This is a genomic window from Mycoplana azooxidifex (assembly GCF_014196765.1).
In the GTDB taxonomy this organism is placed as follows: Bacteria; Pseudomonadota; Alphaproteobacteria; order Rhizobiales; family Rhizobiaceae; genus Mycoplana; species Mycoplana azooxidifex.
Map to the genome: position 1 here is coordinate 19,687 of NZ_JACIEE010000015.1, position 25,019 is coordinate 44,705.

24 protein-coding genes and 1 tRNA gene are annotated in these 25,019 nt (G+C 65.3%); 10 read left to right on the forward strand and 15 right to left on the reverse strand.

What is annotated here, in order from left to right; all coding sequences use genetic code 11:
* Positions 1-107: 107 nt before the first annotated feature.
* The 6 genes from GGQ64_RS25870 to GGQ64_RS25895 all read left to right on the forward strand — a co-directional run bounded on the left by GGQ64_RS25870 (position 108) and on the right by GGQ64_RS25895 (position 6,450).
* Positions 108-917 (forward strand): FadR/GntR family transcriptional regulator, encoded by an 810-nt coding sequence (locus GGQ64_RS25870; protein WP_183808195.1) that lies wholly within the window; start codon positions 108-110, stop codon positions 915-917.
* Positions 918-1,062: 145 nt separating this feature from the next.
* Positions 1,063-1,572 (forward strand): NUDIX hydrolase, encoded by a 510-nt coding sequence (locus GGQ64_RS25875; protein ID WP_183808290.1) that lies wholly within the window; start codon positions 1,063-1,065, stop codon positions 1,570-1,572.
* A gap of 64 nt (positions 1,573-1,636) precedes the next feature.
* Positions 1,637-3,139, forward strand: coding sequence for an inorganic phosphate transporter (locus tag GGQ64_RS25880; protein ID WP_183808196.1), 1,503 nt, complete (start codon positions 1,637-1,639; stop codon positions 3,137-3,139).
* 12 nt (positions 3,140-3,151) lie between these two features.
* Positions 3,152-3,889 carry a 16S rRNA (uracil(1498)-N(3))-methyltransferase gene (locus tag GGQ64_RS25885; protein ID WP_183808197.1) on the forward strand — a complete coding sequence of 246 codons (738 nt, stop codon included), beginning with the start codon at positions 3,152-3,154 and terminating at the stop codon, positions 3,887-3,889.
* A gap of 172 nt (positions 3,890-4,061) precedes the next feature.
* Entirely contained in the window at positions 4,062-5,435 is a 1,374-nt protein-coding gene (locus GGQ64_RS25890) for a glutamate--cysteine ligase (protein WP_183808198.1), read from the forward strand.
* A 145-nt stretch (positions 5,436-5,580) separates the two neighbouring features.
* Positions 5,581-6,450, forward strand: coding sequence for a DUF937 domain-containing protein (locus tag GGQ64_RS25895; RefSeq protein WP_183808291.1), 870 nt, complete (start codon positions 5,581-5,583; stop codon positions 6,448-6,450).
* A 112-nt stretch (positions 6,451-6,562) separates the two neighbouring features.
* On the opposite strand, the gene GGQ64_RS25900 is transcribed toward GGQ64_RS25895, so the two are convergent.
* A complete protein-coding gene (locus GGQ64_RS25900) occupies positions 6,563-6,859 on the reverse strand; it encodes a YjiS-like domain-containing protein (protein ID WP_183808199.1) in 297 nt (98 codons plus the stop codon).
* 275 nt (positions 6,860-7,134) lie between these two features.
* Between GGQ64_RS25900 and GGQ64_RS25905 the strand changes: the two genes are divergently transcribed.
* Positions 7,135-8,088: a LysR substrate-binding domain-containing protein gene (locus tag GGQ64_RS25905; RefSeq protein WP_183808200.1), complete on the forward strand. Its 954-nt coding sequence runs from the start codon at positions 7,135-7,137 to the stop codon at positions 8,086-8,088.
* Between the two features lie 139 nt (positions 8,089-8,227).
* Here GGQ64_RS25905 and GGQ64_RS25910 read toward each other — a convergent pair whose 3' ends face one another.
* The 6 genes from GGQ64_RS25910 to GGQ64_RS25935 form a co-directional block, all read right to left on the reverse strand.
* Positions 8,228-9,298 (reverse strand): D-alanine--D-alanine ligase family protein, encoded by a 1,071-nt coding sequence (locus GGQ64_RS25910; RefSeq protein ID WP_183808201.1) that lies wholly within the window; start codon positions 9,296-9,298, stop codon positions 8,228-8,230.
* Between the two features lie 289 nt (positions 9,299-9,587).
* Positions 9,588-10,334: a F0F1 ATP synthase subunit A gene (locus GGQ64_RS25915; RefSeq protein WP_183808202.1), complete on the reverse strand. Its 747-nt coding sequence runs from the start codon at positions 10,332-10,334 to the stop codon at positions 9,588-9,590.
* 263 nt (positions 10,335-10,597) lie between these two features.
* On the reverse strand, positions 10,598-11,479 hold the full coding sequence (locus tag GGQ64_RS25920; protein ID WP_183808203.1) for a dienelactone hydrolase family protein: 882 nt from the start codon (positions 11,477-11,479) through the stop codon (positions 10,598-10,600).
* Positions 11,480-11,655: 176 nt separating this feature from the next.
* A complete protein-coding gene (gene adhP / locus GGQ64_RS25925) occupies positions 11,656-12,684 on the reverse strand; it encodes an alcohol dehydrogenase AdhP (RefSeq protein WP_183808204.1) in 1,029 nt (342 codons plus the stop codon).
* Positions 12,685-12,949: 265 nt separating this feature from the next.
* Positions 12,950-14,449: an IMP dehydrogenase gene (gene guaB / locus GGQ64_RS25930; protein ID WP_183808205.1), complete on the reverse strand. Its 1,500-nt coding sequence runs from the start codon at positions 14,447-14,449 to the stop codon at positions 12,950-12,952.
* Positions 14,450-14,629: 180 nt separating this feature from the next.
* On the reverse strand, positions 14,630-15,616 hold the full coding sequence (locus GGQ64_RS25935; RefSeq protein WP_183808206.1) for an MBL fold metallo-hydrolase: 987 nt from the start codon (positions 15,614-15,616) through the stop codon (positions 14,630-14,632).
* A gap of 267 nt (positions 15,617-15,883) precedes the next feature.
* Between GGQ64_RS25935 and GGQ64_RS25940 the strand changes: the two genes are divergently transcribed.
* On the forward strand, positions 15,884-17,290 hold the full coding sequence (locus tag GGQ64_RS25940) for a DHA2 family efflux MFS transporter permease subunit (RefSeq protein WP_183808207.1): 1,407 nt from the start codon (positions 15,884-15,886) through the stop codon (positions 17,288-17,290).
* Here GGQ64_RS25940 and GGQ64_RS25945 read toward each other — a convergent pair.
* From GGQ64_RS25945 to GGQ64_RS25955, 3 genes are read right to left on the reverse strand one after another with little or no spacing between them, the layout of a single operon-like run.
* Positions 17,283-17,681, reverse strand: coding sequence for a VOC family protein (locus tag GGQ64_RS25945; RefSeq protein ID WP_183808208.1), 399 nt, complete (start codon positions 17,679-17,681; stop codon positions 17,283-17,285). The two genes, GGQ64_RS25940 and GGQ64_RS25945, sit on opposite strands and share 8 nt — an antisense overlap.
* On the reverse strand, positions 17,681-18,412 hold the full coding sequence (locus tag GGQ64_RS25950; RefSeq protein ID WP_183808209.1) for an RlmE family RNA methyltransferase: 732 nt from the start codon (positions 18,410-18,412) through the stop codon (positions 17,681-17,683). Before GGQ64_RS25950 ends, GGQ64_RS25945 begins: the two co-directional genes overlap by 1 nt.
* A gap of 2 nt (positions 18,413-18,414) precedes the next feature.
* Positions 18,415-20,040, reverse strand: coding sequence for a Ppx/GppA phosphatase family protein (locus GGQ64_RS25955; RefSeq protein WP_183808210.1), 1,626 nt, complete (start codon positions 20,038-20,040; stop codon positions 18,415-18,417).
* Positions 20,041-20,439: 399 nt separating this feature from the next.
* Here GGQ64_RS25955 and GGQ64_RS25960 point away from each other — a divergent pair.
* A tRNA-Gln gene (locus GGQ64_RS25960) sits at positions 20,440-20,513 on the forward strand.
* A 515-nt stretch (positions 20,514-21,028) separates the two neighbouring features.
* Here GGQ64_RS25960 and GGQ64_RS25965 read toward each other — a convergent pair.
* From GGQ64_RS25965 to GGQ64_RS25975, 3 genes are read right to left on the reverse strand one after another with little or no spacing between them, the layout of a single operon-like run.
* A complete protein-coding gene (locus GGQ64_RS25965; protein WP_183808211.1) occupies positions 21,029-21,469 on the reverse strand; it encodes a YqaA family protein in 441 nt (146 codons plus the stop codon).
* 48 nt (positions 21,470-21,517) lie between these two features.
* Entirely contained in the window at positions 21,518-22,780 is a 1,263-nt protein-coding gene (locus GGQ64_RS25970) for a nickel/cobalt efflux transporter (RefSeq protein WP_183808212.1), read from the reverse strand.
* A 9-nt stretch (positions 22,781-22,789) separates the two neighbouring features.
* Positions 22,790-23,065, reverse strand: a complete 276-nt coding sequence (locus GGQ64_RS25975; RefSeq protein ID WP_183808213.1) for a metal-sensing transcriptional repressor — start codon at positions 23,063-23,065, stop codon at positions 22,790-22,792.
* Positions 23,066-23,235: 170 nt separating this feature from the next.
* Here GGQ64_RS25975 and GGQ64_RS25980 point away from each other — a divergent pair, with 170 nt between their 5' ends.
* A complete protein-coding gene (locus GGQ64_RS25980) occupies positions 23,236-23,448 on the forward strand; it encodes a hypothetical protein (protein ID WP_183808214.1) in 213 nt (70 codons plus the stop codon).
* Between the two features lie 85 nt (positions 23,449-23,533).
* Here the strand turns inward: GGQ64_RS25980 and GGQ64_RS25985 are convergent, their stop codons facing one another.
* Together GGQ64_RS25985 and GGQ64_RS25990 are read right to left on the reverse strand one after the other, a co-directional pair.
* A complete protein-coding gene (locus GGQ64_RS25985; RefSeq protein WP_183808215.1) occupies positions 23,534-24,661 on the reverse strand; it encodes an alginate lyase family protein in 1,128 nt (375 codons plus the stop codon).
* A 62-nt stretch (positions 24,662-24,723) separates the two neighbouring features.
* Complete coding sequence (locus GGQ64_RS25990; protein WP_183808216.1) at positions 24,724-24,984, reverse strand: hypothetical protein; 261 nt, start codon at positions 24,982-24,984, stop codon at positions 24,724-24,726.
* Positions 24,985-25,019: the final 35 nt, after the last annotated feature.

Here is a 25,019-nt window from a genome sequence, read left to right on the forward strand (position 1 = left end):
GCATTGCCGCATCCCCTACCATTTTGTCGCCAATCATTTCATGGCCCTATCATTTCATGGCTGGACAAGTTTATTGACCAGTTGCTCGCTGCTGCTATCTTCGGGACATGGAAAGCGTCCCGGCCCGCCCCGACTTCGATCTCTTCGCGCGCGTCAGCCATAGTCGCACGGCGGACGAGATCGTGCGACAGATCGAGCTGCTGCTGCTCGAAGGCATCCTGCGCGACGGCGACCGCCTGCCGGGCGAGCGCGAGCTCTCGCAGCGCCTTGACGTTTCCCGCCCGATCCTGCGCGCGGCGCTGAAGGAGCTCGAGGCGCGCGGCCTGCTCGTCAGCCAGCACGGCGGCGGCACCTATGTCACCGACATCATCGGCCAGGTCTTTTCCAGGCCCGTGGTCGAACTCATCGCCCGCCACCAGCGCGCCACCACCGACTATCTGGAGTATCGTCGCGCACTGGAGGGCATCACCGCCGAGCTTGCCGCGCAGCGGGCGACGGACTACGACCGGAAGATGCTGGACGGCATCCTTCAGGACATGCGCCGGGCGCATGCGAGCGGCCGGTTCGAAGACGAGCTAGCGGCCGACGTCGACCTGCACAATGCCATCGGCGAGGCGGCGCACAACATCATCCTGCTGCACACGCTGCGCTCCTGCTACCGGCTGCTGGAACAGGGGATATTCTTTCACCGCCATCTCGTCTTCGCCTCCGAGGATGCGCGATTGCAGCTCTTGTCGCAACACGAGGCGATCTGCGCAGCCATCGTCGGCGGCCATCCGGCGGCGGCAAAGGCGGCCGCGCAGGCGCATATCGACCATATCAGCGGCGCGATCCGCGAGGCCGAGCGCACCGGCGAATGGCAGCGCATCTCCCAGCTTCGGATGCAACAACGCAACGCCTCGGTAAAAAGCGAGTAGCGCCACCGCCATTTGGCCCATCTTTGTCGCTATTGCAGCGGCGTCGCGCGATGCGGCCGGTTTACAGGTCTGCAAAAGCTTTCATACTTGGATCGAGACAGAACCCGAATCAGCCCATGCGAGGCTGGAAGGAATGAAGAAGAAATTGAACCTTGTGCACCGTATTGCCAGCGACGTGCGACTGATGTTCCGGCGGCCTGCGCGCCTGCAGTATGCAGCGCTGTGCTATCGCTACAGGAAGAGGCACGACGCCCTGGAGGTACTGCTGATCACCAGCCGCGACACCGGCCGGTGGGTCATCCCGAAAGGATGGCCGATGGAAGGCCGTCCGTCCTACGCGGTCGCCGAGCGCGAGGCCTACGAGGAGGCCGGCGTCAAGGGCAAGGTGCACAAGGAACCGATCGGCTACTACATGTACCAGAAGGGACTGGCGAAGGGGCTGTCGGTTCCCTGCAAGGTGCACGTCTATGCGCTGGAGGTCGATGACCTCTGCAAGAACTTTCCCGAAAAGGGCGAGCGTCGCCTGGAGTGGGTGAGCCTGACCGAGGCAGCCGAGCGCGTGGCGGAACCCGGCCTGAAGACGGTGCTTGCCAATTTCGAGCGGGATTGGAAGGCTCTGCACCAGGCTGCGCCCGCGAAAAATGCGCGGGCCTGACCGTCCCATCTTATTGCTCTCGCGGTCCTGAGGCATTAGTGCCACCGTGACGCTGGAGCATCGGATGGAAAATACCCCCAAGCGGCTGGGCAAGCCGACACTCGACAAGGATCTCGACAAGTTGACGCGCGTCGAGGCGGCCACGCTGTTCGTGTCGCGGGGGCTGATCACACCGGGGATTGGCTTCATCTTCCTGGCGCTCGCCATGATCGTCGCCGGCGCTTATGTGATCGACCAGCCCGGTGCCGCCATCGTCATCGCCGGTTCCGCGCTCGCAGCCTACATGGCCATGAACATCGGCGCCAACGACGTCGCCAACAACGTCAGCCCCGCCGTCGGTTCAGGCGCGCTGACGATGGCCGCAGCACTCGTCATCGCGGCGATCTTCGAGACGCTCGGGGCGATGCTCGCCGGCGGCGACGTCGTCTCCACCATCTCCGAGGGGATCGTCGCACCGTCCTCGATGCCTGCAGCGACGCTGGTCTGGGCGATGCTCGCCGCACTGCTTGCGGCCGCGGTCTGGATCAATGCCGCAACCTGGCTCGGGGCGCCGATCTCCACCACCCATGCCATCGTCGGGGCCGTCATGGGCGCGGGGATCGCGGCGGCCGGTCCGACATCGGTCGACTGGAAACTGATGTCGGGAATTGCGATGAGCTGGGTGCTCTCGCCGCTGCTCGGCGGCCTCGTGGCGGCCGGGGCGCTCTACTTCATCAAGGAAGCGATCATCTACCGCGATGACAAGATCGAGGCGGCGCGGCGGTGGGTGCCGGTGCTAATCGCGATCATGAGCGGCAGCTTCGCCGCCTACCTGGTGATCAGCCCGCTCGACCATGTCCTCAACCTCGGGCTCGGCGCATGCCTGCTGGTCGGGCTCGTCATCGGCGGACTGTCCTACGTGATCGGCGTCCCGGTGATCGCCCGCCAGTCGGTCGGGCTCGAAAACCGCAACCAGTCGCTGCGCAAGCTGTTCCGGGTGCCGCTAATCTTTTCCGCTGCCCTGCTGTCGTTTGCCCACGGTGCCAACGACGTGGCGAATGCGGTCGGGCCGCTCGCCGCGATCGTGCATGCCGCCCGCACCATGGAGACGGGCTTCGACAACGTGGTGCCGCAATGGATCATGCTGATCGGCGCGCTCGGCATTTCGCTCGGGCTGCTGCTGTACGGGCCGAAACTGATCGACCTCGTCGGCAAGGAGATCACCAAGCTCAATCCGATGCGGGCCTATTGCGTGGCGCTGTCGGCCGCAGTCACGGTTCTTCTGGCCTCCGCTTTCGGGATGCCGGTCAGCTCGACGCATATCGCGGTGGGTTCGGTCTTCGGCGTCGGCTTCCTGCGCGAGTGGTACACGCAGAACTCCCCGCGCCGCCTCGAATACATCCGCCGGCGCGGCGGTATCGCCGATCCGGAGGCAATCGCGGATCGCAACCCCGACGAGATCAGGCGCCGCCGGCTGGTGCGTCGCTCCCATTTCATGACCATCGTCGCAGCCTGGATCATCACGGTGCCGGTCACGGCAATGGCGGCGGCCATCCTGTTCGCCATCCTCCACGCACTGTTCGGCTGACGGGAGAAGAATATGCGGGCCAACTATCGCATGCAGCGCCTGTTCGTGGATGCCGCCCTTTTTGCGGGAGCGTCGTTCGAGGCATCGAAGGAGCAGTTCCACTACCTTGCCAACGTGCTGCGGGCCGAGGAAGGCACGCGGCTGCTCGTCTTCAACGGACGCGACGGTGAATGGACGGCCGACGTCTCGTATCCGACGCGAAAGCGCCTGCTTCTCACCGTGGCCGAACAGTCCCGCCCGCAGCCGGAGGCAAGCGACCTGCACTATCTCTTCGCGCCGCTCAAGGTCGGCCGTCTCGACTACCTCGTGCAGAAGGCCGTCGAGATGGGGGCCGGGCTGCTGCAGCCGGTCATGAGCCAGCACGTGCAGGGAAAGATCGGCAGCCTCGAGCGGCTGGAGGCGAACGTGATCGAGGCGGCCGAGCAATGCGGCATCCTCGGCATTCCACAGGTCGCCCCGCCCCGCCGCCTCGACGAGCTTCTGCAGGACTGGCCGCAGGATCGCCGCATCGTCTACTGCGACGAGGGGCACGAGAGCCAGAATCCCCTGCCCGTTCTCCAGGCGATCGGCGAAAGAAAGCTCGCCCTTCTCGTCGGGCCGGAAGGCGGATTTTCCGATGCCGAACGCGCGCTGCTTCGAAGCCTGCCGTTCGTCACGCCGATCCCGCTCGGCCCCCGCATCCTGAGAGCCGACACCGCCGCGGTGGCGGCCATGGCGGTGATCCAGGCCACCATCGGCGACTGGCACTGAACCGCCGTCACCAAGTTGCGGGAATTCTGCGCCAAAGGTTTGCGGCAAAACAGCTTTCTGTTTTTTTGAAGGCATCTTGAAAGAAATTTGCTTGCACCGCACATAATTACGGTCCAAGCACCTTCACCCGCCTGGCCTTGCGGCCGGGTCCCACCTGCACAAGAAGACGCCCATGGCCCGTGACACCACCGACCAGACGCCGCTCCGCTCGACAGCGGAATTGGCCGAATACCTCGCTGCCGGCTGCAAGCCGAAGGAGCAGTTCCGGATCGGCACGGAGCACGAGAAATTCGTCTTCTTCACTGCCGACAACAGCCCGGTGCCCTATTCCGGCGAACGCAGCATCTCCGCGCTTCTGAACGGCATGCAGCAGAAGACGGGGTGGGAGCCGATCGAAGACGGCGACAACATCATCGGGCTTTCCGGCCCTGCCGGCGCCGGGGCGATCTCGCTGGAACCCGGCGGCCAGTTCGAACTCTCCGGCGCGCCGCTGGAAAACCTGCACCAGACCTGCAAGGAATCGAACCAGCACCTGGCGACGCTGCGCGAGGTCGCCGAGCCGCTCGGCATCCGCTTCCTCGGCATCGGCGGCAGTCCGAAATGGACGCTTGCCGAAACCCCGCGCATGCCGAAGTCGCGCTACGACATCATGACCCGCTACATGCCCAAGGTCGGCACCAAGGGGCTGGACATGATGTACCGCACCTGCACGATCCAGGTGAACCTCGACTTTTCGTCGGAAGAGGACATGCGCCGCAAGATGCAGGTGTCGCTGAAGCTGCAGTCGCTCGCGACGGCGCTGTTTGCCTCCTCGCCCTTCACCGACGGCCGGCCGAACGGCCTGCTCTCCTGGCGCGGCGACATCTGGCGCGACACCGACAACAACCGCGCCGGCCTCATCCCGTTCGCCTTCGCCCCGGATTTCGGCTTCGAGGCCTATGTCGAATGGGCGCTGGACGTGCCGATGTACTTCGTGGTCCGCGACGGCAAGTACCACGACTGCACGCACGTCACCTTCCGCCAGTTCATGGCCGGTGCGCTGAAGGGCGAGATCGCCGACTGGCAGCCCAACATGGGCGACTGGACCAACCATCTCTCCACCCTCTTCCCCGATGTCCGGCTCAAGCGCTTCCTGGAGATGCGCGGCGCCGACGGTGGCCCCTGGCGGCGGATCTGTGCGCTGCCGGCCTTCTGGGTCGGCCTGCTCTATGACCACACGGCCCTTGCGGCAGCCGAGGACCTCACGCGCGACTGGTCGGTCGAGGAGGTCTCGACGCTGCGCGATGCGGTGCCTGCGCAGGGCCTCGCTGCGATCCATCGCGGCAGGCCGCTGTGGGATCTCGCCCGCGAGGTGATCGCGATTTCGCGCGCCGGACTGGCCGCCCGCGCCTGCCTCAACGGAGACGGCGTGGACGAGACCGTCTTCCTGTCGCCGCTGGACGAGGTGCTGGCCAAGAAGGCGACGCTGGCCGAGGACATGCTGGCGCTCTACGACGGCCGCTGGCAGGGCTCTGTCGAGCCGGTCTTCTCCGATTACCAGTATTGAGCGTTAGACCTGAAGCGTTAGTCGCTGGCCACAGACCGGCCGCCGAAGAAACCGGTTTCCGCCGCCGTTATTGCCGTTATAGTGCAAGGTCATGCAGCCGCATGCACCGGTGTTCAACGCCGGCACGACGACAAGGGGAACGGCGATGATCGCACTGTACGACTTGATGCTGAAGGCCCAGAACGGCAGTGCTCTGGACGTGATGGCAAAGCAATTCGGGCTGGCCCAGCAGCAGGCGAACGAGGCGGTCTCGGCGCTGATGCCGGCCTTCTCGGAAGGCATGAAACGCAGCGCTGCCAACCCCTACGATTTCAGCAGCTTCCTCAAGGCGCTCTATTCCGGCGAGCATGCCAAGTACTTCGAGGACATGACCAAGGCGTTCACGCCCATGGGCATTAACGAAGGCAACGACCTGCTTTCGCAGTTCTTCGGATCGAAGGAGGTGTCGCGGGCGATTGCCGCGCAGGCCGCCCAGATGACCGGGATCGGGCAGGAGATCTACAAACAGATGCTGCCCGTGGTCGCCAACACCCTGATGGGCGGCCTGTTCAAGCAATCGACGTCGCCCTTCTTCCCCGGCATGCCGCAGCAGAGTGGGGACAACCCCTTCCTCGCGGCCATGCAGCAGTGGATGGAGGCGACCGGAATGGCCCGGAAGCCGGAGCCGCAGACAAATCCCTTCAGCAATCCGTTCAACAATCCCTTCACCCAGGCCTTCTTCGGCACGACACCGAAGAAGGAGGCGCAGGACCTCTTCGCCGACAATCCCTTCGCAAAGGCGTTTGCCGACATGGTGGCGGGGATGTCGGGCAAGAAGCCCGAGACGGACGCCGCCCCCGAAAAGGCCGAGACGCCGGCCGATTCCTGGTCGAAGTTCGTCAACACCCTGTTCGACACCGGGCTCGAGATGCAGAAGGACTACCAGAAGAACATCGAGGACATCTTCGACACGATGACCAAGCAGGCCGAGACCGGAACGCAGAAGGCGCCAAAGGCACCGAAAGACGCCGGGTGAAAGGCAGGGCCCGGCAGAATGAAAAGGCCCAGCGCGGACCATTCAAGGTCGCACGCCGGGCAAGCGGCAGGGTTATTGGCTCTCACCCTGCGGGGAAGCTTGGAGGGAGACCTCAGTCGGTCCGACCGCTCCGGATGTGCCTGCGCGCCCGCTCGCGCGCCGTTATCGTCAGATGCAGGCCGGGATCGGCAAAGAAGGTCGAGGTCATCGCCTCGGCGATGTCTGCGCGCCGCAGCCCGATATCCAGCAACTGATGGTCGTCGAGTTCATTCAGATGGCCGATAACAGCCCGGTTGCGCCATGTGCGGACCATCCTGATCGCGGAACGGCGAAGGAAGGTGAAGAGCGTGGGAACAGGGCGGCGCGAATCGGCCAGGTCGAGGTCGATATGATGGTCATAGGTGCGCATGGCATCTCTCCTTTCCGGTGCAGCGCGCCGCTACGGCAGAAATGCGCGCACCTGTGATCGTTTCGCCAACCGGGATCGGCGGGCGGCAAAGGTTTTCGGTCTTGCAAAAAAGTCCATCCCAGCTGGATGTCTGCCCCGGGCGGATTTGTACTCCTCCAAGGTGAAGTCCGGCGGACCGTCCGTTCACCCTGCATGCCCTTTTTCGCAAAATGACATTGATCAGTCCAACGAATGTTTCTAATACTATTGATCAAACCCTCTGATGGAACATCGCCATGTCCGCTCCGCTGGATATCGATCAGCTGCATACCTTCGTCGCGATCGCCGACACCGGCTCCTTCACCAAGGCTGCCGACCGCGTGTTCAAGACCCAGTCCGCCGTCTCGATGCAGATGCGCCGGCTGGAGGAGCGCATCGGCAAGCAGCTGTTCATGAAGGACGGCCGCGGCAACCGGCTGACGGCCGAAGGCGACCGGCTGCTGAACTTCGCGCGGCGGATGATCCGGCTGAACAACGAGGCGATCGCGGCCTTCGACGACAACCGCCTGGAGGGCTCGCTGCGCATCGGCACGCCAGACGACTATGCCGATCGCTACATGCCCGAAATCATCATGCGTTTCGCCAAGACCCATCCGAACGTCGAGCTCTACATCGTCTGCGAGCCTTCGGTGGATCTCGCCGAGAAGATGAGCAAGGGCGAGCTCGACATCGCGCTCGTGACCCACAATCCGCGCGAACGCCAGTCGGACGTGGTGCGCACCGAGCCCTTGTGCTGGGTGATGTCGGCAAACCATCCCCTGCCCGAGAACGCGCCGGTGCCGCTCGCGGTCGGTCGGCGCGACTGCCAGTGGCGGCAGGTCGCCTGTGCGGCGCTCGATTCGGTCGGGCGCGACTACCAGGTGCTCTTTACCAGCTGGTCCTCGACCGTGGTCGCCGCGGCGGTGATGGCCGGCATGGCCGTCTCCGTCCTGCCGGAATCCGCACTCAGGCCCGGCATGCGGGTGCTGACGCAGGCGGACGGCTTCCCGCCGCTCGCCCCGGTCCAGATCGGCATCATGAAGCGGCCTGGGCTTTCGCCGTCGCTGATGAATGCGATCACCAGCCACATCACCGCCTGTCTCGACAACATCTCGCCGCTCGCCGTCAACGACGATCTGCCGGAAGCCGAGGTCAAGGCCTTTCCCCGCCTGCCGCGCCTGCGGCCGGGGCATGTGCTGCCGGGATGGTGAGACTGCCACACGCCGATTCCTGAATCGTAGCTCGACGGCTTTTAAAGCCCGCCGGGCATGCATGGCGAACCTCCCGATTCGCAGACAGACGTTCCCGCCAGAGACGCTCCGGCTTTCCGGTCCGAACAGCCCTCGGCCGCTAGCGCCCGGCGCGCGCCAGGCCGTGGGCCACCAGCCGGTCGATAACCTCGGCATAGCTCACACCGCTCGCCGCCATCGCCTTGGAATACATGCTGATGTCGGTAAAGCCCGGAATGGTGTTGAGCTCATTGACGACGAAGCGCATGTCCTCCGTGACGAAGAAATCGACGCGGGCCATGCCGTCGCAGCCAACGGCGCGGAAGGCGCTTGCCGCGGTGTCGCGGATCCTGCCCTCGACCTCCGGCGGCAGCTCCGCCGGGACCTTCAGTGCAGCACCCGCCTCATCGATGTACTTGGCGTCGTAGCTGTAGAAGCCGTGGCTTTCCGCCGGTACGATCTCGCCCGGACGGGAGACGAAGAGGCCGCCCTCGGTGTCCTCAAGGACGCTGCATTCGATCTCGCGGCCGCGAACGAATTCTTCCGCCAGCAACTTGCGATCGTGGCGGAAGCCTTCGGCGAGCGCCGCCTCGTACTGTGCCGCGCTCGATACCTTGCTGACACCGACGGACGAGCCCTGCCGGGCCGGCTTGATGAAGACCGGCAGGCCGAGTGCGGCCTCGACATCCGCAAAGGTCGGGGCCGCATCCTCCCGGATCGTGAGCGAGCGCGCAGCCGGCAGGCCCGCCTCCAGCAGCAGCCGCTTGGCGATGTCCTTGTCGAGCGCCGTCGCCGAACCGAGGATGCCGCAGCCGACGAGGGGGACGCGCGCGACTTCCGCCAGCCCCTGGACGGAGCCGTCTTCGCCAAAAAGACCGTGCAGGACGGGAAACAGCACGTCTATCTTGGTCAGTTCGTGCGGCGCGCCGTCGGCCGGGATCGCCACGATCCGTCCTTCCCCGCCCGCAACGAGGCACAGCTCCGTCCCCTCCGAAGGCCTGGCGAGCTCACCGCCATCGAAACGGCTCAGCAGCCAGCGTCCCTCGCGGGTGACGAAGACGGGCACCGCATCGTATTTCTTGGAGTCGAGTGCCCGCATGACGTTGGTCGCCGACATCACGGAGACGTCGTGCTCGCTGGAGCGGCCGCCGAAAAGCACGGCGATGCGCAATCTGCTGGATGTGTCTGGCATGCGGTCCCCCGATTGGTGCTGTTGCGATCGGATCGAGCAATTGCGTCGACGTGAGGGCAACCGCAAGTCGGGAGACGCTTTATACAGCGAAATCAGAGGCCGCGGAGATGACGACAAGCTGACGGATAGGGAGCTCGCCCGCTCGAGACTACGATCCTGCCCGTCACCGGGGCAGGATCGCGTACTCTGTCAGGACCTTACCGCCCTCGCCCTTACTCGGCGGCCGTACTGGCGTGCGTGGACGTGCCGGGTGGCTGATGCGCGGATGCGCTCGCCGCCACCGCTGTCCTCAATGGCCGGGATGGATCGCGTCGTTCAGGTACATGCAGGTCAGCATCGTGAAGACGTAGGCCTGGATCAGCGCCATCAGAAACTCCAGCGCCGTGATCGCTACCGTCATCAGGAGCGGCATGATCGCAGCAACGATCCCAAGGGTCCCCAACCCGCCGAGGCCGACCACGAAGCCGGCAAACACCTTCAGCGTGATGTGCCCCGCAAGCATGACGGCGAACAGGCGCACGGAGTGGCTGACGGGCCGGGACATGTAGGAAATGATCTCGATCGGCACGATGATCGGAATCAGGATCGCAGGCACGCCGGCCGGCTTGAAAAGCCGAAGAAAGCCGAGGCCGTGCTTGAAGAGCCCGTAGATGGTCACCGTCGCGAAGACGATGCCCGCCAGCGCGGCGGTGACGACGATCTGGCTGGTGACGGTGAACGCATAGGGAAACATGCCGATCAGGTTTGCCACGAGGATGAACATGAAGAGGGAGAACACCAGCGGGAAGAAGCGCATCCCGTGTTCTCCGGCATTGTCCCTCAGGGTCTTTGCGACGAACTCGTAGAGCATTTCGGCGCTGGACTGCCAGCGCCCCGGAACCAGTCGCCCATTCCCCGTCGCCAGAACCAGAAAGCCGCTGGCGATGGCGACCGTCGCCACCATGTATGCGGATGCGTTGGTAAAGCTCAGGTCGAGGCTTCCGATGCCGAGGGTCATCAGCGGGTTGACTTCAAATTGCTCAATGGGGCCGGCCATGACTTTCCTTCGACAGTCTGTGGCCGCGAGCGTGCATGCGCGCGACGACGCAAGCGCGCCACGGCGCGCACACGGGTCGCGAACCTGATGAAAATTCTGAAATGGGGAGCATATTCATTCCGGCGGCCCTTTGATCTCGATGGCGAGATGCAGGGCCGTCCCCGGAACGTTTCAAGGCGCAGGTCGTCCTGCGCGAGCGTTACTTAGCCGGACCGCCCCTGCATTGCAAGGATATCCTGGTCCCGCGTGTGCCCGGAAGGCGGCTATCCGTTCAGGTTCTTCTTCAGGAACTCCACCGTACGCTGCCAGGCGAGTTCGGCTGCGGCCTTGTCGTAGCGGGCAGCCGAGGTGTCGTTGTTGAAGGCGTGGTTGACGCCCTCGTAGACGAACAGCTCGTAGGTTGTGCCGGCGTCGTCCAGCGCCTTCTTGTAGCCGTCGATTCCGGCGTTGATACGCTCGTCGAGGCCGGCATAGTGCAGCATCAACGCCGCCTTGATATTGGCCACGCCCTCGGCCGGCGGCTGGGCGCCGTAATAGGCGACGGCGGCCTTCAGGTTGGGATCGGCTACAGCCAGTTGGTTGGCGAGCCCGCCGCCCCAACAGAAGCCGATCGCGCCGACCTTGCCGTTCACCCAGTCGAGCTCGGACAGGTAGGCGACGGTGGCGACCGCGTTCTCAACAGTCGCGGCACGGTCGAGCTTGCCGAACATCTCGCGCGCCTTGTCCTCGTCGGGCGGCGTGCCTCCCTCGAGCGATAGGAAGTCGGGAGCGAGCGCCACGAAGCCTTCGAGCGCCATGCGGCGGGCGACGTCGCGGGTGTGCGCATTGAGGCCGCGGTTCTCGTGGATGACGATGACGGCGCCGAGTTGGCCCTGCGCATCCTTCGGGCGGGCGATATAGCCGCGCATCTGTCCCTTGGGTGCTGCCCAGGTCACCTCCTCGGCAATCAGCCGGCTATCGCTTTCGGCGACGATCTGGGCGCTGGCGCCGCTGGCAGCCAAAAGCGGCGCAATCGCTGCGGCACCGGCGGCCGAGCCTGCGAGCGCCGTCAGCCGCTCCATGAAGCGGCGGCGGTCGAGCGTCAGGTGGGTGTATTCGTCATAGGCGTCGATCATCGCCTGCGTGATCTTCGGCATGCGTTCCATGACCCCGTCCTCCCGTTCGTTGACGCCTGCTGTGCAGCAGGTTCCAGCGAGGGAGGATAAGTCAACGGGAGCCGCTTTTCGAAGGCAACCATATCACGAACGCGTGATCTTCGGTCGCGTGCGCCTTCCAGCACGCCGGCGCCGCCCGGACGCCGGCGTAGTGGACGATACTCGCCTCAGGAACCGAGCCCGAGGACGATGCGGCCGTCGATCTTTCCCTGCTCCATACGTTCGAAGATCGCATTGATGTTTTCGATCTTGTCCATGGAGTAGTGCGCTGCGACCTTGCCTTCACCCGCGAACTCCAGCGCCTCCTCCAGGTCCTGGCGGGTGCCGACGATCGAGCCGCGCACAGTGATCCGCTTCAGCACGGTATCGAACACAGGAAGGGAAATGAAGCCGGGCGGCAGGCCGACGAGGGCCATCGTGCCCTTCGAGCGCAGGAAGCCATAGGCCTGCTCCATGGCCTTGGGAGACACGGCGGTGACCAGCGCGCCATGGACGCCACCGGTCTCCTTCTGCACGGTTTGGACCGCATCGGGCTTGCGCGCGTCGACGACGAGGTCGGCGCCGAGCTTCTTGGCGAGCGCCAGCTTGTCCTCGAAGATGTCGGCAGCGACGACGTTCATGCCCATGGCCTTGGCATATTGCACCGCCATGTGGCCGAGCCCGCCGATGCCGGAGACCACCACCCATTCGCCGGGCCTCACCTCCGCTTCCTTCAATCCCTTGTAGACGGTGACCCCGGCGCAGAGCACGGGTGCCGCGGGAGCGAATTCGAGACTGGCCGGCAGGTGGCCGACGAAAGCGGGATCGGCCAGCCCATATTCGGCAAAGGTGCCGTTGACGGAGTAGCCGGTGTTCTGCTGTTCGGCGCACAGCGTCTCCCAGCCGGTATTGCAGTAGCTGCAGCAGCGGCAGGCCGTATGCAGCCAGGGCACGCCGACGCGGTCGCCCTCCTTCACGCGCTTGACCTTGGCGCCGACCTTGGCGACATAGCCAACGCCCTCGTGCCCGGGAATGAACGGTGGCTTGGGCTTCACCGGCCAGTCGCCATTTGCCGCATGGAGATCGGTGTGGCAGACGCCGGTGGCTTCGTACTTGACCAGGATCTGCTCCGGCGCCGGTTCGGGTATGTCGACCTCCTCGATCGTCAGCGGCTTTCCGAACTCCCGCACGACCGCAGCCTTCATCATTCTTGCCATGTCGATTGCCTCCGCTTGCGCGCCTGCCGGCTTCCGGCCCGGCACGGGTGCTTCCGTTGGTTCCGGCGGATCGGGGGGTGTTGTCCGCCTGTAGCTGGCGCCGCCGACCATGCCGGCGGGCAACGGAAACACTATGGGCAATGCGCGATGATGGGAAGTTGACCGAGGTCAAACGTCCCCGCGCGCATGTCGCAGAAATGCGACGGCGGCCGTCGATCGGATCGACGGCCGCCGGCCATTCCTCGCGGAGAACCCCGTCAGGCGATCAGCCGGCGCCGCCGGGATAGTTCGGGCTCTCGCGGGTGATGGTCACGTCGTGGGCGTGGCTTTCGCGCAGACCCGCGCCGGAAATGCGCACGAAGGTGGCGCGGTCCTGGAACTCCTTGATATCGCGGCCGCCGACATAGCCCATCGAGGCCTTGAGGCCGCCGGCGAGCTGGTGCAGCACGCCCGAGACCGGGCCCTTGTAGGGCACCTGGCCCTCGATGCCCTCGGGAACAAGCTTCAGCGTGTCGCGGACTTCCGCCTGGAAGTAGCGGTCGGCCGAGCCGCGCGCCATCGCGCCGACCGACCCCATGCCGCGATAGGCCTTGAAGGAGCGGCCCTGGTAGAGAAAGACCTCGCCCGGGCTCTCGTCGGTGCCGGCCAGCAGCGAGCCGACCATGACGGCCGAGGCGCCGGCGGCGATCGCCTTGGCGAGGTCGCCGGAGAACTTGATGCCGCCGTCGGCGATGACGGGAACGTCCTGCGCCTGCCCGGCCTCGACCGCGGCCATGATGGCTGCGAGCTGCGGCACGCCGACGCCGGCGACGATGCGGGTGGTGCAGATCGAGCCCGGGCCGATGCCGACCTTGACCGAATCCGCGCCCGCGTCGATCAGCGCCCGGGTGCCGTCGGCAGTGGCGACGTTGCCGGCCATGATGCGCACCGAGTTGGAAAGCTTCTTGACGCGGCTGACGGCGTCGAGGACGCGCTGCGAATGGCCGTGAGCGGTATCCACCACGATCAGGTCGACGCCGGCGTCGATCAGGCGCTCGGCACGCTCGAAGCCGTCGTCACCGACGGAGATCGCGGCGGCGGCGCGCAGGCGGCCCTGCGCATCCTTGGATGCGTTCGGGTTCAACTGCGACTTCTCGATGTCCTTCACCGTGATCAGGCCGACGCAGCGGCCGTCCGGGTCGACCACCAGTAGCTTCTCGATGCGGTGCTTGTGGAGCAGGCGCTTGGCTTCCTGCTGGTCGACGTTCTCCTTGACCGTGATCAGGTTTTCCCGCGTCATCAGCTCGTAGATCTTCTGCTTGGGATCGGAGGCGAAGCGCACGTCGCGGTTGGTCACGATACCGACGAGACGGCCGGCGACGCCGGCCTTGGCGTTCTCGACGACCGGGACGCCGGAGATGCCGTGCGCCTTCATCAGCGCCAGCGCGTCGGCGAGCGTGGCGTCGGGGCCGATGGTGACGGGGTTGACGACCATGCCGCTTTCGAACTTCTTGACCTGGCGGACCTCCTCGGCCTGCTCGGCCGGCGTCAGGTTGCGATGGATGACGCCGAGACCGCCGGCCTGGGCCATGGCGATCGCCAGCCGTGCCTCGGTGACGGTATCCATCGCAGACGAGAGAATCGGCAGGTTGAGTTCGAAATCCCTGGCGATGCGGGTGGCGATGTTCGTCTGCCCCGGCATGACCTCGGAGTGGCCGGGCTGCAGGAGCACGTCGTCGAACGTCAGTGCTTCCAGTCCGGTTGCGGTTTCAATGATGCGGGCCATGGCCAAATCCCTTCGGTAAACAAGCTACTGTCCAGGGGACCTCTTGGGAATGGTCCCCTGGTGGCTTGCAAGATAAGTCTTGGAAGTTGGCGAGGGCTCGTAACACGTTCAAGACGGATTGGAAATAGCAAAAAGGCCCGGGATCGCTCCCGGGCCGGTTCGCATTGCATCGGCTGCGCGTCAGAGGTCGAACTGGTAGCTGGCCGGGACAAAGCGATATCCCTCGGCCGCCCTTTCGGCAAAGCCCACCGCCGGGAACGGCATGTGATAGCCGACGAAGGCGAGCCTGTCGGTGGCCACCATGTCGAACACTTTCTTGCGCGTCGCGGCAGCCGCGGCCTTGTCCATGTCGAAACGCACCTCCCAGTCGGGACGCTGCAGCGACAGCACGTAGTGGTTGGCGGTGTCGGCGGTCAGGATCAGCGGCTTGCCGTCCGATTCAATGCGGAAGATCATGTGGCCCGGCGAGTGGCCGAAGGCATCGATGCCGGTCACGCCCGGCACGACCTCGCCGCCATCCTCGATGAAGGTGATTTTCTCGGCCAGCGGCTTGACCTTGGCAAGCACGCCCTTGTGGCCCTGCTCGGCGCCGGTGCCGACCCGGTCGGGGCTGACCCAGAAGTCATACTCGGTCCTGCCGGTGACGTAGCGGGCGTTCGGGAAGGCCGGGGCGTCCCCTTCGGTCAGGCCGCCGATATGGTCGCCGTGCATATGTGTGAGGACGACCACCGATATCTGCTCCGGCGTATAGCCCAGCGCCTTCAAGCCTTCCGCAAGCCGGCCCAGGCCCGCCTCGCGCCCGCCCTCGCCGAGGCCGGTGTCGAACAGCACGACCTCGGATCCGGTATCGACCAGGGTCGGCGCGAAGCTGTTGACGAAGTTGTCCGCCGGCAGGAAGTTCTCCGTCAGCAGGGCGGCGACCGCCTCGGGCGACTGGTTTGTGCCGAAGGTCTCGTTCGGCGCACCGGACGCGCGCATGCCGTCGCGGATGACGGCGACGCGGAACGCGCCGAGCTTGAAGCTGCGGGTCTCGACCGGGGATGTTGTCATGTTCGCTTCCGTTTCCGCGGCCGCAAGGACCACGGAGCTGTTCAGGATGAAGGGGGCTGCCAGCGTGCCGATCCCGGCGGCTTGCAGGAGCGATCTGCGTGTGATGTCCGTTGCCATGTCAATCCTCCCGACAGCCCGGGCGTGCCCCGCCAAGCGCTGTGGCGCGGGATCATGGCACGAAACGAAATTCGCCTCCCCTCACGAATGGCAGCGGCACAATCACGGGTTTGTGAAACTGCGATCCGGGCAGGTGTTTGACACCGCGGCGATGCAGGCGCACAAGCGTGCCGGTCGCAGGCGCGCCTGCCCCAACCGGTCGCTTGCCGTCATCGGCCGGGCCTTCTTCCGTTCCGTCAAGAACCCCGTCGCCCAAAACCCGTCGTCATGAACCGCATCGTTCCCCTCATCCTCGCCGTCGCCCTTTTCATGGAGCAGATGGATTCGACCGTCATCGCGACGTCGCTTCCCGCCATCGCCCACGACCTCGGCGTCGGCCCGATCACGCTCAAGCTGGCGTTGACGACCTACATGGTGGCGCTGGCGATCTTCATTCCGCTCAGCGGCTGGATGGCCGATCGCTTCGGCGCCAAGCGCATCTTCCGGCTTGCGATGGTCGTCTTCATCGTCGGCTCCATCCTCTGCGCCGTTTCCGACAGCCTCATAGCCTTCGTCGTCTCGCGGTTCATCCAGGGCATGGGCGGGGCGATGATGACACCGGTGGCCCGCCTCGTGCTGGTGCGCAGCACGTCGCGCAGCGAGCTCGTCTCGGCCATGGCGACGCTGACGATTCCTGCCCTTGTCGGCCCGCTGGCAGGCCCGCCGCTCGGCGGCTTCATCACCACCTACTTCTCCTGGCACTGGATCTTCCTCATCAACGTGCCGGTCGGCATTCTCGGTTACGTGCTGTCGGCCATCTACCTGCCCGACGTCGAATCCGCGCCGCCCGGCCCGCTCGATTTCAAAGGATTCCTGCTGGTCGCCGTAGCCGCCGCAGGCACCATGTTCGGCCTTTCCGTCATCAGCCTGCCGGCGCTGCCGCCTGCAATCGGCTTCGCCACCACCGCGCTCGGCCTCCTGTCCGGCTACCTCTACCTTCGCCATGCCCGGCGCCACCCGCGGCCCGTGCTGGATCTGAAGCTGTTCGAGGACAGCGCCTTCCGCGCGGCGGCGATCGGGGGAACGCTGTTTCGCATCTCGATCGGCGCCGTTCCGTTCCTGATGCCGCTGATGCTGCAGCTTGGCTTCGGCTTCACGCCGTTCGAGTCGGGCCTGATCACGTTTACGGGTGCGATCGGCGCCATCACCACCAAGTTTCTCGCCAGGCGCGTGCTCAGCCGCACCGGCTTCCGGACCATGCTGATCGTCGCCAGCATCACCGGCGCCATCCTCACCTTCGTCAACGGCTTCTTCACGCCGGCGACGCCTGTCGTGCTGATATCCTTCGTGCTGCTTCTCGCCGGCTTCGTGCGCTCGTTCTTCTTCACGAGCGTGAACGCGCTGTCCTTCGCCGACATTTCCGACAGGGACGCCAGCAAGGCGACCTCGATGAGCGCGGTCCTGCAGCAGATGAGCCTGGCGCTCGGCGTGGCGGTCGCCGGCACGATTCTGGAAGTCGAGACGGCGATCACCGGCACCGCGCTTCAGCTGCGCGACTTCCATATCGCCTTCATGATCATATCGGTGCTCACGCTGGCGGCGGTCATCCCGTTCCTGACGATGGCGAAGAACGCGGGTGCAGCGGTCTCCGGGCATCGAATGGCGGCCAGGGAAGAGGTCGCGAGCGTCAAGTAGCGTGGGCCTGTTCCGGCCGCTCGCAGACGATCGAAAGCTTGTTGCCGTCCAGGTCGCGCACGAAGGCCGCGTAGAAGTTCGGATGGAACGGCCGGATGCCCGGCCCGCCCTCGTCCGTCCCGCCATTGGCAAGTGCGGCCGCATGGAAGGCGTCCACCGCCGCCCGGCTCGGCGCGTCGAGGGCGATCGTGACGCCGTTACCGAAGGTGGCGGGTTCGCGGTCGAACGGCTCGACGATCCAGAACCGGCAGCGCACGTCGTCGTCCGCGCCATAGCCGATCTCCCCTTCCGCCTGCTTCTGCCGGCGATAGCCCAGGAGCGGCAGAACCGCATCATAGAAGCGGCCGGACCGCTCGAGGTCGTTGGTTCCCACCGTGACGTAGAGCAGCATCAAGCTTCCGCCTCCGCCGCATCGTCCGCCTGCACCGGCTTGCGCCCCTTGAAGCCCTTGGCCAGCAGGAACATTTCGACCGATTCGGCGCGCGAGGCGCCGGGCTTGACGTGGATGACCTGGCGGAAATTCTGCTTGAGCATGGCGAGCAACTCGCGCTCGGTGCCTCCCTGGAAGGTCTTGGCGAGGAAATGCCCGCCTTCCGCCAGAACGTCGACGGCGAAATGGGCCGCGACCTCGCACAGGTGCATGGTGCGGATATGGTCGGTCTGCCTGTGGCCGGTCGTCGGTGCCGCCATATCGGACAGGACGAGTTGAGGCGCCCCGCCGATCGCCTCCTTCAGCTTTTCGGGCGCCAGCGGATCGAGAAAATCCATCTGCAGGATCGTCACGCCGGGCAGCGGGTCCACCTCGAGGAAGTCGATCGCGGCGACGCGCGGGTCGGCATCGGTGGAATTGGTCACCTTGGCGGCGATCTGCGACCAGCTGCCGGGGGCTGCTCCCAGGTCGATGATGCGCTTCGCGCCGTCGAGGATCTTGTGCTTCTCGTCGATCTCCAGAAGCTTGAAAGCCGCGCGCGCGCGATAACCTTCGAGGCGGGCGCGCTGGACGTAGGGATCGTTGATATGGCGTTCGATCCAGCGTCGCGACGACGCCTTCAGCTTGCCCTTCTTGACCTTCTGGCCGAGCTTTCGTCCGGTCCGGCTGCCGCCGGCGGGTGGCTTCGTCATTTCTATTGTCCCTCCGGCCGGCCGGGGTGGCGGAATCCGCTGCGGTTCTGGCGGCGGTGGCGGCCGCGACGCCATACGCCGTCGTCGGCCATCATGTCGGTGAGCAGGCCCTCGCGCAGGCCGCGATCGGCGACGCGCATGCGTGTCGACGGCCATCGGTTGCGGATCGCCTCCAGAATGGCGCAGCCCGCGAGCACCAGGTCGGCCCGGTCGGGACCGATGCAGGGATTGGCCGCGCGGGCGGAAAAGTCCCAGGACAAGAGCCTCGCCTGCATGGCGCTGACCTCCGCATCGAGCAGCCAGACGCCGTCGACCTGTCGACGGTCGTAGCGCGGCAGGTCGAGATGGACGCCGGCAAGGGTCGTCACTGTTCCCGACGTGCCGATCAGGTGAAAATCCTCAGGCGTCTCGAAGCCGCCATGAGCGGGGCAGTCGAAGCCCGCGAGCATGCCCTCGACCTCGCGCACCATGGCGGCGAAGCTTTCGGGAGTGACGTCGCGGCCGCCATGGCGTTCCGACAGTGTCACCACGCCGACAGGCAGCGAGGTCCAGTGGGTGATGTGGTTGGCGAGCCGGTTGGAGCGGTTGTCGTCGATGCGGATCACCGCGATCTCCGACGAGCCGCCGCCGATGTCGAACAGCACCACCGACTTCGCCTCGCGGCCCACCAGCGACGAGCAGCCGGACACGGCCAGCCGCGCCTCGGTCTCGCGGTTGATGATCTCGAGCTCGAGCCCGGTCTCGGCCCTGACGCGGGCCAGGAACGCCTCGCCGTTCTCCGCCTGGCGGCAGGCCTCCGTGGCGATCAGGCGGCTGCGGCGGATATCGCGGCTCTTCAGCTTCGTGGCGCAGATCCTCAGCGCCTCGATCGAGCGGTCCATCGCGTCTTCCGACAGGCGCCCGCTTGCGGCGAGCCCCTCGCCCAGCCGAACGATGCGCGAAAAGGCGTCGATGACGCGGAACTGGCCGGGACGGGTCGGCTGGGCGACCAGCAGGCGGCAATTGTTGGTGCCGAGATCGAGGGCCGCATAGAGCGGCGCGTCGTCGAGGCGCAGCTCGCTGCGCGGCATGCCACCCGCAGTATGGTCGACGCGGTCGCGTCCATTCGGCTGGCCGCCTCTCGGCGTGCCTGACGGGTGGCCGTAGCGTTGGCCCTGATTCTGACCTGGGTTCTGGCTCGGCTGCTGACCCTGCGCGTGCGCCGCCTTGCCAACCGGTGCCACGAACTCGGGCGTCTTTTCCGGTCCCTTGAGCGGTCGGCCCTGCAGGCCCCGGCCCTGGTGCCGCTTGCCGCGACCCGGATGGCCCTGCCCTGCCCGTTCGGCAGCGGGGGCTGTTACGCGCTCGGTCTCGGAAGAAGGCTGCTGCGCGTTGGCCGCGCCGCCCTTGCCGCGGCGACGACGCTTGCGCTTACGGACGGCGTCGCCGTCCTGCGTGCTCTGGTGGGGGCGTGGCTCCTGGCCGTTGCGGCCGGTGTCACCGTTGCTCGGGGTAAGGGAGACGGAAGACGGATTTTGAGCCCGCTTTTCCTTTCCCTTGCGGCGGCGCGACCGCTTCGGCCTTGCCTCTCCGCCCGTGCCCTGCCCCCCTGATACGGACGGCCCAAGGCCGCGATCGGGGTCGTTCACGTGTTTCGCCTATCGTGCCGCGCAAGGCCCTTGCGGGCCGCAGCAGGCACTCTCTGATTTTCGTTGCCGCGACCTTAACAGCGGCTGTCACGTTCGACAAATTCTTTTTGCACGGCGGCATGGCTCGCCCGGGCCTGCCGACCGCAGCGGCTGCGACAGCGGGTCGTACCCGGAGATGCGTCGAGCCCGCCGGCATCGGGATGAACCGATCGACAACCGGCCCATCCGCCGCCGAACGTCCACTCGACGGTGTGCCGGGCACCCGTGAACGGACGAAATCACCACGCCGAGAAATCCACAGCCGGCCGGCAAAAAAATGCAGCAGACCTATTTGCATCCGCGAGGCTTTTGGTTATAAGCCGCCCACACCGACAGGGCGCCGCCTGCGCCGCCCGCAGTTGGGGAATAGTTCAATGGTAGAACGACGGACTCTGACTCCGTTAATCTTGGTTCGAATCCAGGTTCCCCAGCCAACCACTCTTTTCCGCAATAACAACAATCACTTATGAAACGTTGGCGAAAACTAGCCACAACGGTCTTCCTGTGCATGTTTCCGGCACATTCGTGTGCGTTTCATGGTCCGGCGCGCAATTCGCTCAATGCGCGTTCTGCCTTGTCAATTTGTAATGATACATTAGCTACTTGTAACTTTACCCGGTCGGGACCGACCTATTAATAGATTGCACCGTCCGCACATCCGGATGGTCGGGGCTTGTCGATAGAATTCTTCAAGAATAGGCCGGCGAGCCCCGCCAAAATTGACGGGTGATTTATCACGCAAGCGGTTCTGCCCGGTATTGTGCGGAACGGCGTTCTGCTGCCCTCCTGGCGGTGATCCTCTTGCTTTCGGCTGTGAAGGCATGGAGGCACACATAACTCACTCGCCAATGCGTCCGCCCCCCTCAGCCCGTTCTCGCGATGCCATTCGACCGACTTCCTCGCCACGACGCGCGCTGCAAGCATCCGGCAGCAGAGATCTTCCTCGCAATCATGTCCAGGGGCTGGTCGCCAGCGCCAGGGCAGCGTAACGGCCGACCTTGGCGACCGATACCAGCACCAGAAATGTCGCGAGCGGCACCCTGAGGATGCCGGCTGCGACCGTGATCGGGTCGCCGACGACCGGCAGCCAGCTCGCCAGCAGCGACCACTTGCCGTATCGCCCGTACCAGCTTTCGGCCACCTGCAGGCTCTTGGCGGAGACGGGAAACCAGCGCTTCGTCCGGAAGCGGGCTATGCCGCGCCCGAGCAACCAGTTGACGACGGAACCGAGGATGTTTCCGATGCTTGCGACGGCGACGAGGGCCGCGACCGGGTAGTCTCCGGTCAACTGCAGGACGACGAGCGCCGTCTCCGATTGGGCGGGAAAGATGGTTGCGGCCAGGAAGGCTGCGAAAAAGAGACCGAGATAGGCGCTGATGGCAGCGACCATGTCACTGGTCCCGATTCGCAGGACAACGGCACGGATCTCCGGCGCGCCTCATCCCTGCTCCGTCTTCACAGTCGCTCCCGCCTGCGCCGACAGGCCCTGGAGACCGTGGACCCCGACATAGAGACCGACCAGCACGATCAGCAGGCCGGAGACATAGGGAGCCCTGCGGGCAAGCGTGCCGAACCAACTCCAGCGCGTCGTCGCGTGGCGGACGCTGAGGGCGGCCAGCGCCCCGACCGTCACGAGCGTGATGGCAAGGCCGATCGAGAAGCACAGGACGAGGGCGAAGCCAAGGGTGAACTCCCGCAGTTGCAGGCACAGGAGAAGGACCGTGATCGCGGCGGGGCAAGGAATGAGGCCGCCGGTCAATCCGAACAGGGCGATCTGCCAGGTCGTCACCTTGCGGTCCGAAAACCTCCGGCGGATGTCGTTGGCATGGGCGCGCTCGTGCGGGTCCTGGTAGCCGTCCGCCCCGACATCCAGCCCGGTCGCCTCGTGCGCGTGGTCCTCGGCGAAGGAGACGTCATAGTCGTGGCTGTGGTTGCCGTGCCCCAGGCCGAGGCGAGCCGTGAACGCGTGCGGCTCGGGGATCCCCGTCGTCGATTCCAGATAGGCGCCGCTGTCGGCGAATGCGAAATCCTGCTTCGTTCCGTCCGGCCGCTCGATTGTGATGGTGACGTCGGCCGCGCGCCAGGCATGGCCGCCAAGGGTCCGCAGCCGGAAGACCGGAGGCACGCCATCCTCGAAGATCGCAAGTTCCGCGACACCGTGCCCGGTGTCGATCCGCCGCCCTCCGTCGTGCGCCGTTGTGCCTTGCGGGCCATGATCGTGGTGGTGCGCTTCATGGTGATGGCGGCCATCGTGGTGGTGGCCGCGGTGGCCGTGCGGCTCATGGGCGTGAGCGTGGCCATGAGCGTGGGCATGATGATGATCGTGCGGCATCTCGGCGGCCGATTTCGCCAGCCTCTCGTCCTGCCATGTCCGCCACAGCATCCAGAGCGCGATCGCGATGATGATTGCGGCGGATACCAGCTGGAAATAGGGCTCGAAAACCTCCGCATCGACGTCCCGCCACAGGTACATGCCGGCAAAGGCAATGCCCCAGACGATGGCAGTATGCGAGATTGTCGCGGCAAGGCCGAGCAGGACGGCCTGCGCCACCGTTCCCCTGACGGCGACGATGAAGGCGGCCATCATCGTCTTCGAATGGCCGGGCTCGAGGCCATGCAGCGCGCCGAGCAGGACGGCACTCGGAACGAACAGCCAGGCGTGCGTCGATCCCTGTCGGATCAACTCGGCGAAATCGGGCATCTTCTGACCTCAGAGATATTTGGTGATGGCTTTGAACTCGTCGATAGACTGGCGCTGGTTGCGCGCAAGCGACCCGACGGCGTCTTCCAGACAATGATCGAGGTGATCCTGGATCAGCGTCCGCTTGGCGTTGACGATCGCCTTTTCGACGGCGTGAAGCTGCTGCGCCAGATCGAGGCAGGGCTTGCCGCCCTCGATCATTGCGATCACGCTCTTCAGGTGTCCCTCGGCGCGCCGCAGCCGCTTGACGATCTCGGGATGGGTATCGTGCTTGTGTTCCGACATGTTTTTATCCTATCCCCCGGGATAGGATATGACAAGCGACGTTCGCATCCCACCTCCCGAGCCCGCGAACGACTGGCGACAACCGCTCCTCGTCGTGGCGCGAGACGCTTTCCGGAACTATCGATCCCCTGTACCGTTTCTGTTCCATCGAACCGAAAAGGACGATCGTCATGGAACAGGCGACTGCAGTTGAACTGGCGAGGGAATACCTGCGCCTCGGCGGCCACAGGCTATCGAAAATCGACGACGACCATGTCGCCACGCGGACATGGGAACACGAAACGCCCGAGGCCGAAGCATACTGGAACGCGAACATCGAGCCTCTCGACGAACGGCACAAGCGGGAGGTGATCACGCTCCTGCCCTCGATCAACCAGGTTTAGGCAAAACCTGAACTCGCGATGGCAGCCAGCCAGGCTGCCGACGACAAATGAGGCTGCCGCCGGCCCGCGCGAGATTCCTGCCCTGCTACTGCGAGCCGTCCTCGCCATGGGTGAACTCCGTCCCTTCGGGGAAGAGCCCGGACATGCGTTTCGGGGCGGCATCCATCGCGCCGTTCAACTGCTTCAGCTGGACCTTGTTGTCGTTGGCGTAGAGGCGCTTTGCCATCGGCGCGTAGCCGTCGAGCAGCTTGCCGGTGCGGCAGTCGCGGGCATCGGAGCCGTTGGTCAGCGCCCGGGACATGTATTCGATGCCTTCCAGCAGGATCGGCTGGATGTCGCCCTTGTGCCGCATCGACAGCAGCGTGCTCCGGCCCGACTGGTTCATCTCGATCTGGGCAGCCTGGGTCAGCCCGATCAGCGAATACTGCGGATGGACGCAGTCCCTGTCGCGCAATTCCTTCACTTCGCCGTCATCGGATATGATCTCCGGCAACTGCCGCTGCGCCTGCCTCAGGCCGGCCTGATACAGCCGCTCGTCACTGTTGAAGACCCCGATCGACATGTCCGCCAGGGCTCCGGAAACGCCCTGATTGTCCGAGCGGTCGCGCCTCATCTCCTGGCGCTGCTCATGCAGGCGCGCCAGGAACGACCGGAACTTTCGGACGTCCTTTTCCTTCCACTCCGGTCCCGGAGCGCCGTAGGGATGCTTGTAATAGAGGATGATCTCGGCGGCATTGGCCCAGATCGGGATCGCCCAGGCAGCCTCCAGCGGGATCTGTCCGGGGCCGGTCTTGGTGCCTTTCTCGCGGGTCAGGGCAACGAATTTGCCTGCCCAGGCGTTCATGATCTCGATCGATTTCGCGCGGTAGCGGTTGTCGCCCGTCTTCACCCAGCGCAGGGCCGTGAAATAGGCGGCCGCCATGTCGTTGCGGAACCGCTTCTCCGAATCGTTGCTGACCCGCGCCACCACGAGCACATAGTCCATGGCCTTCGGCTGGTAGTCGACCGAGAAGCGCCTGTCCTTGTCGAGAGACGCATAGTAGCTCTGCCGCCGATCCGACGAACGGGCAACCTTCTCCAGCCGCGACAACGCGTTGAGCCGCCCGGCGGAATTGATCAGCCCCGGGTGCTTGAATTCGGCTGCCAGGGCGTTCGCCGCAAGCAACAGGGCTGCGACCAGCGTGAAGGCCGCGTGGGGAAGGCGAAGGTTCATCTGTGTTTCCGCTCTCTACTGCCGCTCGTGTGCGAAATGCCGACCGATACGCTCATCGCGCGTCAATGGCCTCGGGCCGGTTCACCGCCCGGCGCATAATACGTCTTCTGCTTGAAGGCGAATACGTTGCCGCAGCGGCAGCGCACCATGTGCCGCGCCGGGTCGCTCGAGGCGCGCTCGGTGGAAAATCCCGCCGGCATCTCATCGATCCTGAAACCCGGGTTCTTGCGCCGCGGGTCGTCGTCCTCGGAGACCTCCGCGAAGCCTGTGCGCCCGCATTTGGAGCATTCGAGCTTTCTCGAATATCGATCCCGTGCCGCCATGTCCGCTTCCACCGTCCGTTCCTGCGGGGTCTCCT

Bases quoted from the DNA above. Each gene is read 5' to 3' on its own strand.
- GGQ64_RS25885 (WP_183808197.1), top strand. From the start codon at position 3,152: ATGCGGGCCAACTATCGCATGCAGCGCCTGTTCGTGGATGCCGCCCTT.
- GGQ64_RS25985 (WP_183808215.1), bottom strand. From the start codon at position 24,661: ATGAACCTTCGCCTTCCCCACGCGGCCTTCACGCTGGTCGCAGCCCTG.
- GGQ64_RS25990 (WP_183808216.1), bottom strand. From the start codon at position 24,984: ATGGCGGCACGGGATCGATATTCGAGAAAGCTCGAATGCTCCAAATGC.
- GGQ64_RS25965 (WP_183808211.1), bottom strand. From the start codon at position 21,469: ATGGTCGCTGCCATCAGCGCCTATCTCGGTCTCTTTTTCGCAGCCTTC.
- GGQ64_RS25895 (WP_183808291.1), top strand. From the start codon at position 5,581: ATGATCGCACTGTACGACTTGATGCTGAAGGCCCAGAACGGCAGTGCT.
- guaB (WP_183808205.1), bottom strand. From the start codon at position 14,449: ATGGCCCGCATCATTGAAACCGCAACCGGACTGGAAGCACTGACGTTC.
- GGQ64_RS25970 (WP_183808212.1), bottom strand. From the start codon at position 22,780: ATGCCCGATTTCGCCGAGTTGATCCGACAGGGATCGACGCACGCCTGG.
- GGQ64_RS25945 (WP_183808208.1), bottom strand. From the start codon at position 17,681: ATGCTGCTCTACGTCACGGTGGGAACCAACGACCTCGAGCGGTCCGGC.
- GGQ64_RS25920 (WP_183808203.1), bottom strand. From the start codon at position 11,479: ATGGAACGCATGCCGAAGATCACGCAGGCGATGATCGACGCCTATGAC.
- GGQ64_RS25940 (WP_183808207.1), top strand. From the start codon at position 15,884: ATGAACCGCATCGTTCCCCTCATCCTCGCCGTCGCCCTTTTCATGGAG.
- GGQ64_RS25890 (WP_183808198.1), top strand. From the start codon at position 4,062: ATGGCCCGTGACACCACCGACCAGACGCCGCTCCGCTCGACAGCGGAA.
- GGQ64_RS25975 (WP_183808213.1), bottom strand. From the start codon at position 23,065: ATGTCGGAACACAAGCACGATACCCATCCCGAGATCGTCAAGCGGCTG.
- GGQ64_RS25915 (WP_183808202.1), bottom strand. From the start codon at position 10,334: ATGGCCGGCCCCATTGAGCAATTTGAAGTCAACCCGCTGATGACCCTC.
- GGQ64_RS25935 (WP_183808206.1), bottom strand. From the start codon at position 15,616: ATGGCAACGGACATCACACGCAGATCGCTCCTGCAAGCCGCCGGGATC.
- GGQ64_RS25900 (WP_183808199.1), bottom strand. From the start codon at position 6,859: ATGCGCACCTATGACCATCATATCGACCTCGACCTGGCCGATTCGCGC.
- GGQ64_RS25905 (WP_183808200.1), top strand. From the start codon at position 7,135: ATGTCCGCTCCGCTGGATATCGATCAGCTGCATACCTTCGTCGCGATC.
- adhP (WP_183808204.1), bottom strand. From the start codon at position 12,684: ATGGCAAGAATGATGAAGGCTGCGGTCGTGCGGGAGTTCGGAAAGCCG.
- GGQ64_RS25880 (WP_183808196.1), top strand. From the start codon at position 1,637: ATGGAAAATACCCCCAAGCGGCTGGGCAAGCCGACACTCGACAAGGAT.
- GGQ64_RS25950 (WP_183808209.1), bottom strand. From the start codon at position 18,412: ATGACGAAGCCACCCGCCGGCGGCAGCCGGACCGGACGAAAGCTCGGC.
- GGQ64_RS25980 (WP_183808214.1), top strand. From the start codon at position 23,236: ATGGAACAGGCGACTGCAGTTGAACTGGCGAGGGAATACCTGCGCCTC.
- GGQ64_RS25870 (WP_183808195.1), top strand. From the start codon at position 108: ATGGAAAGCGTCCCGGCCCGCCCCGACTTCGATCTCTTCGCGCGCGTC.
- GGQ64_RS25910 (WP_183808201.1), bottom strand. From the start codon at position 9,298: ATGCCAGACACATCCAGCAGATTGCGCATCGCCGTGCTTTTCGGCGGC.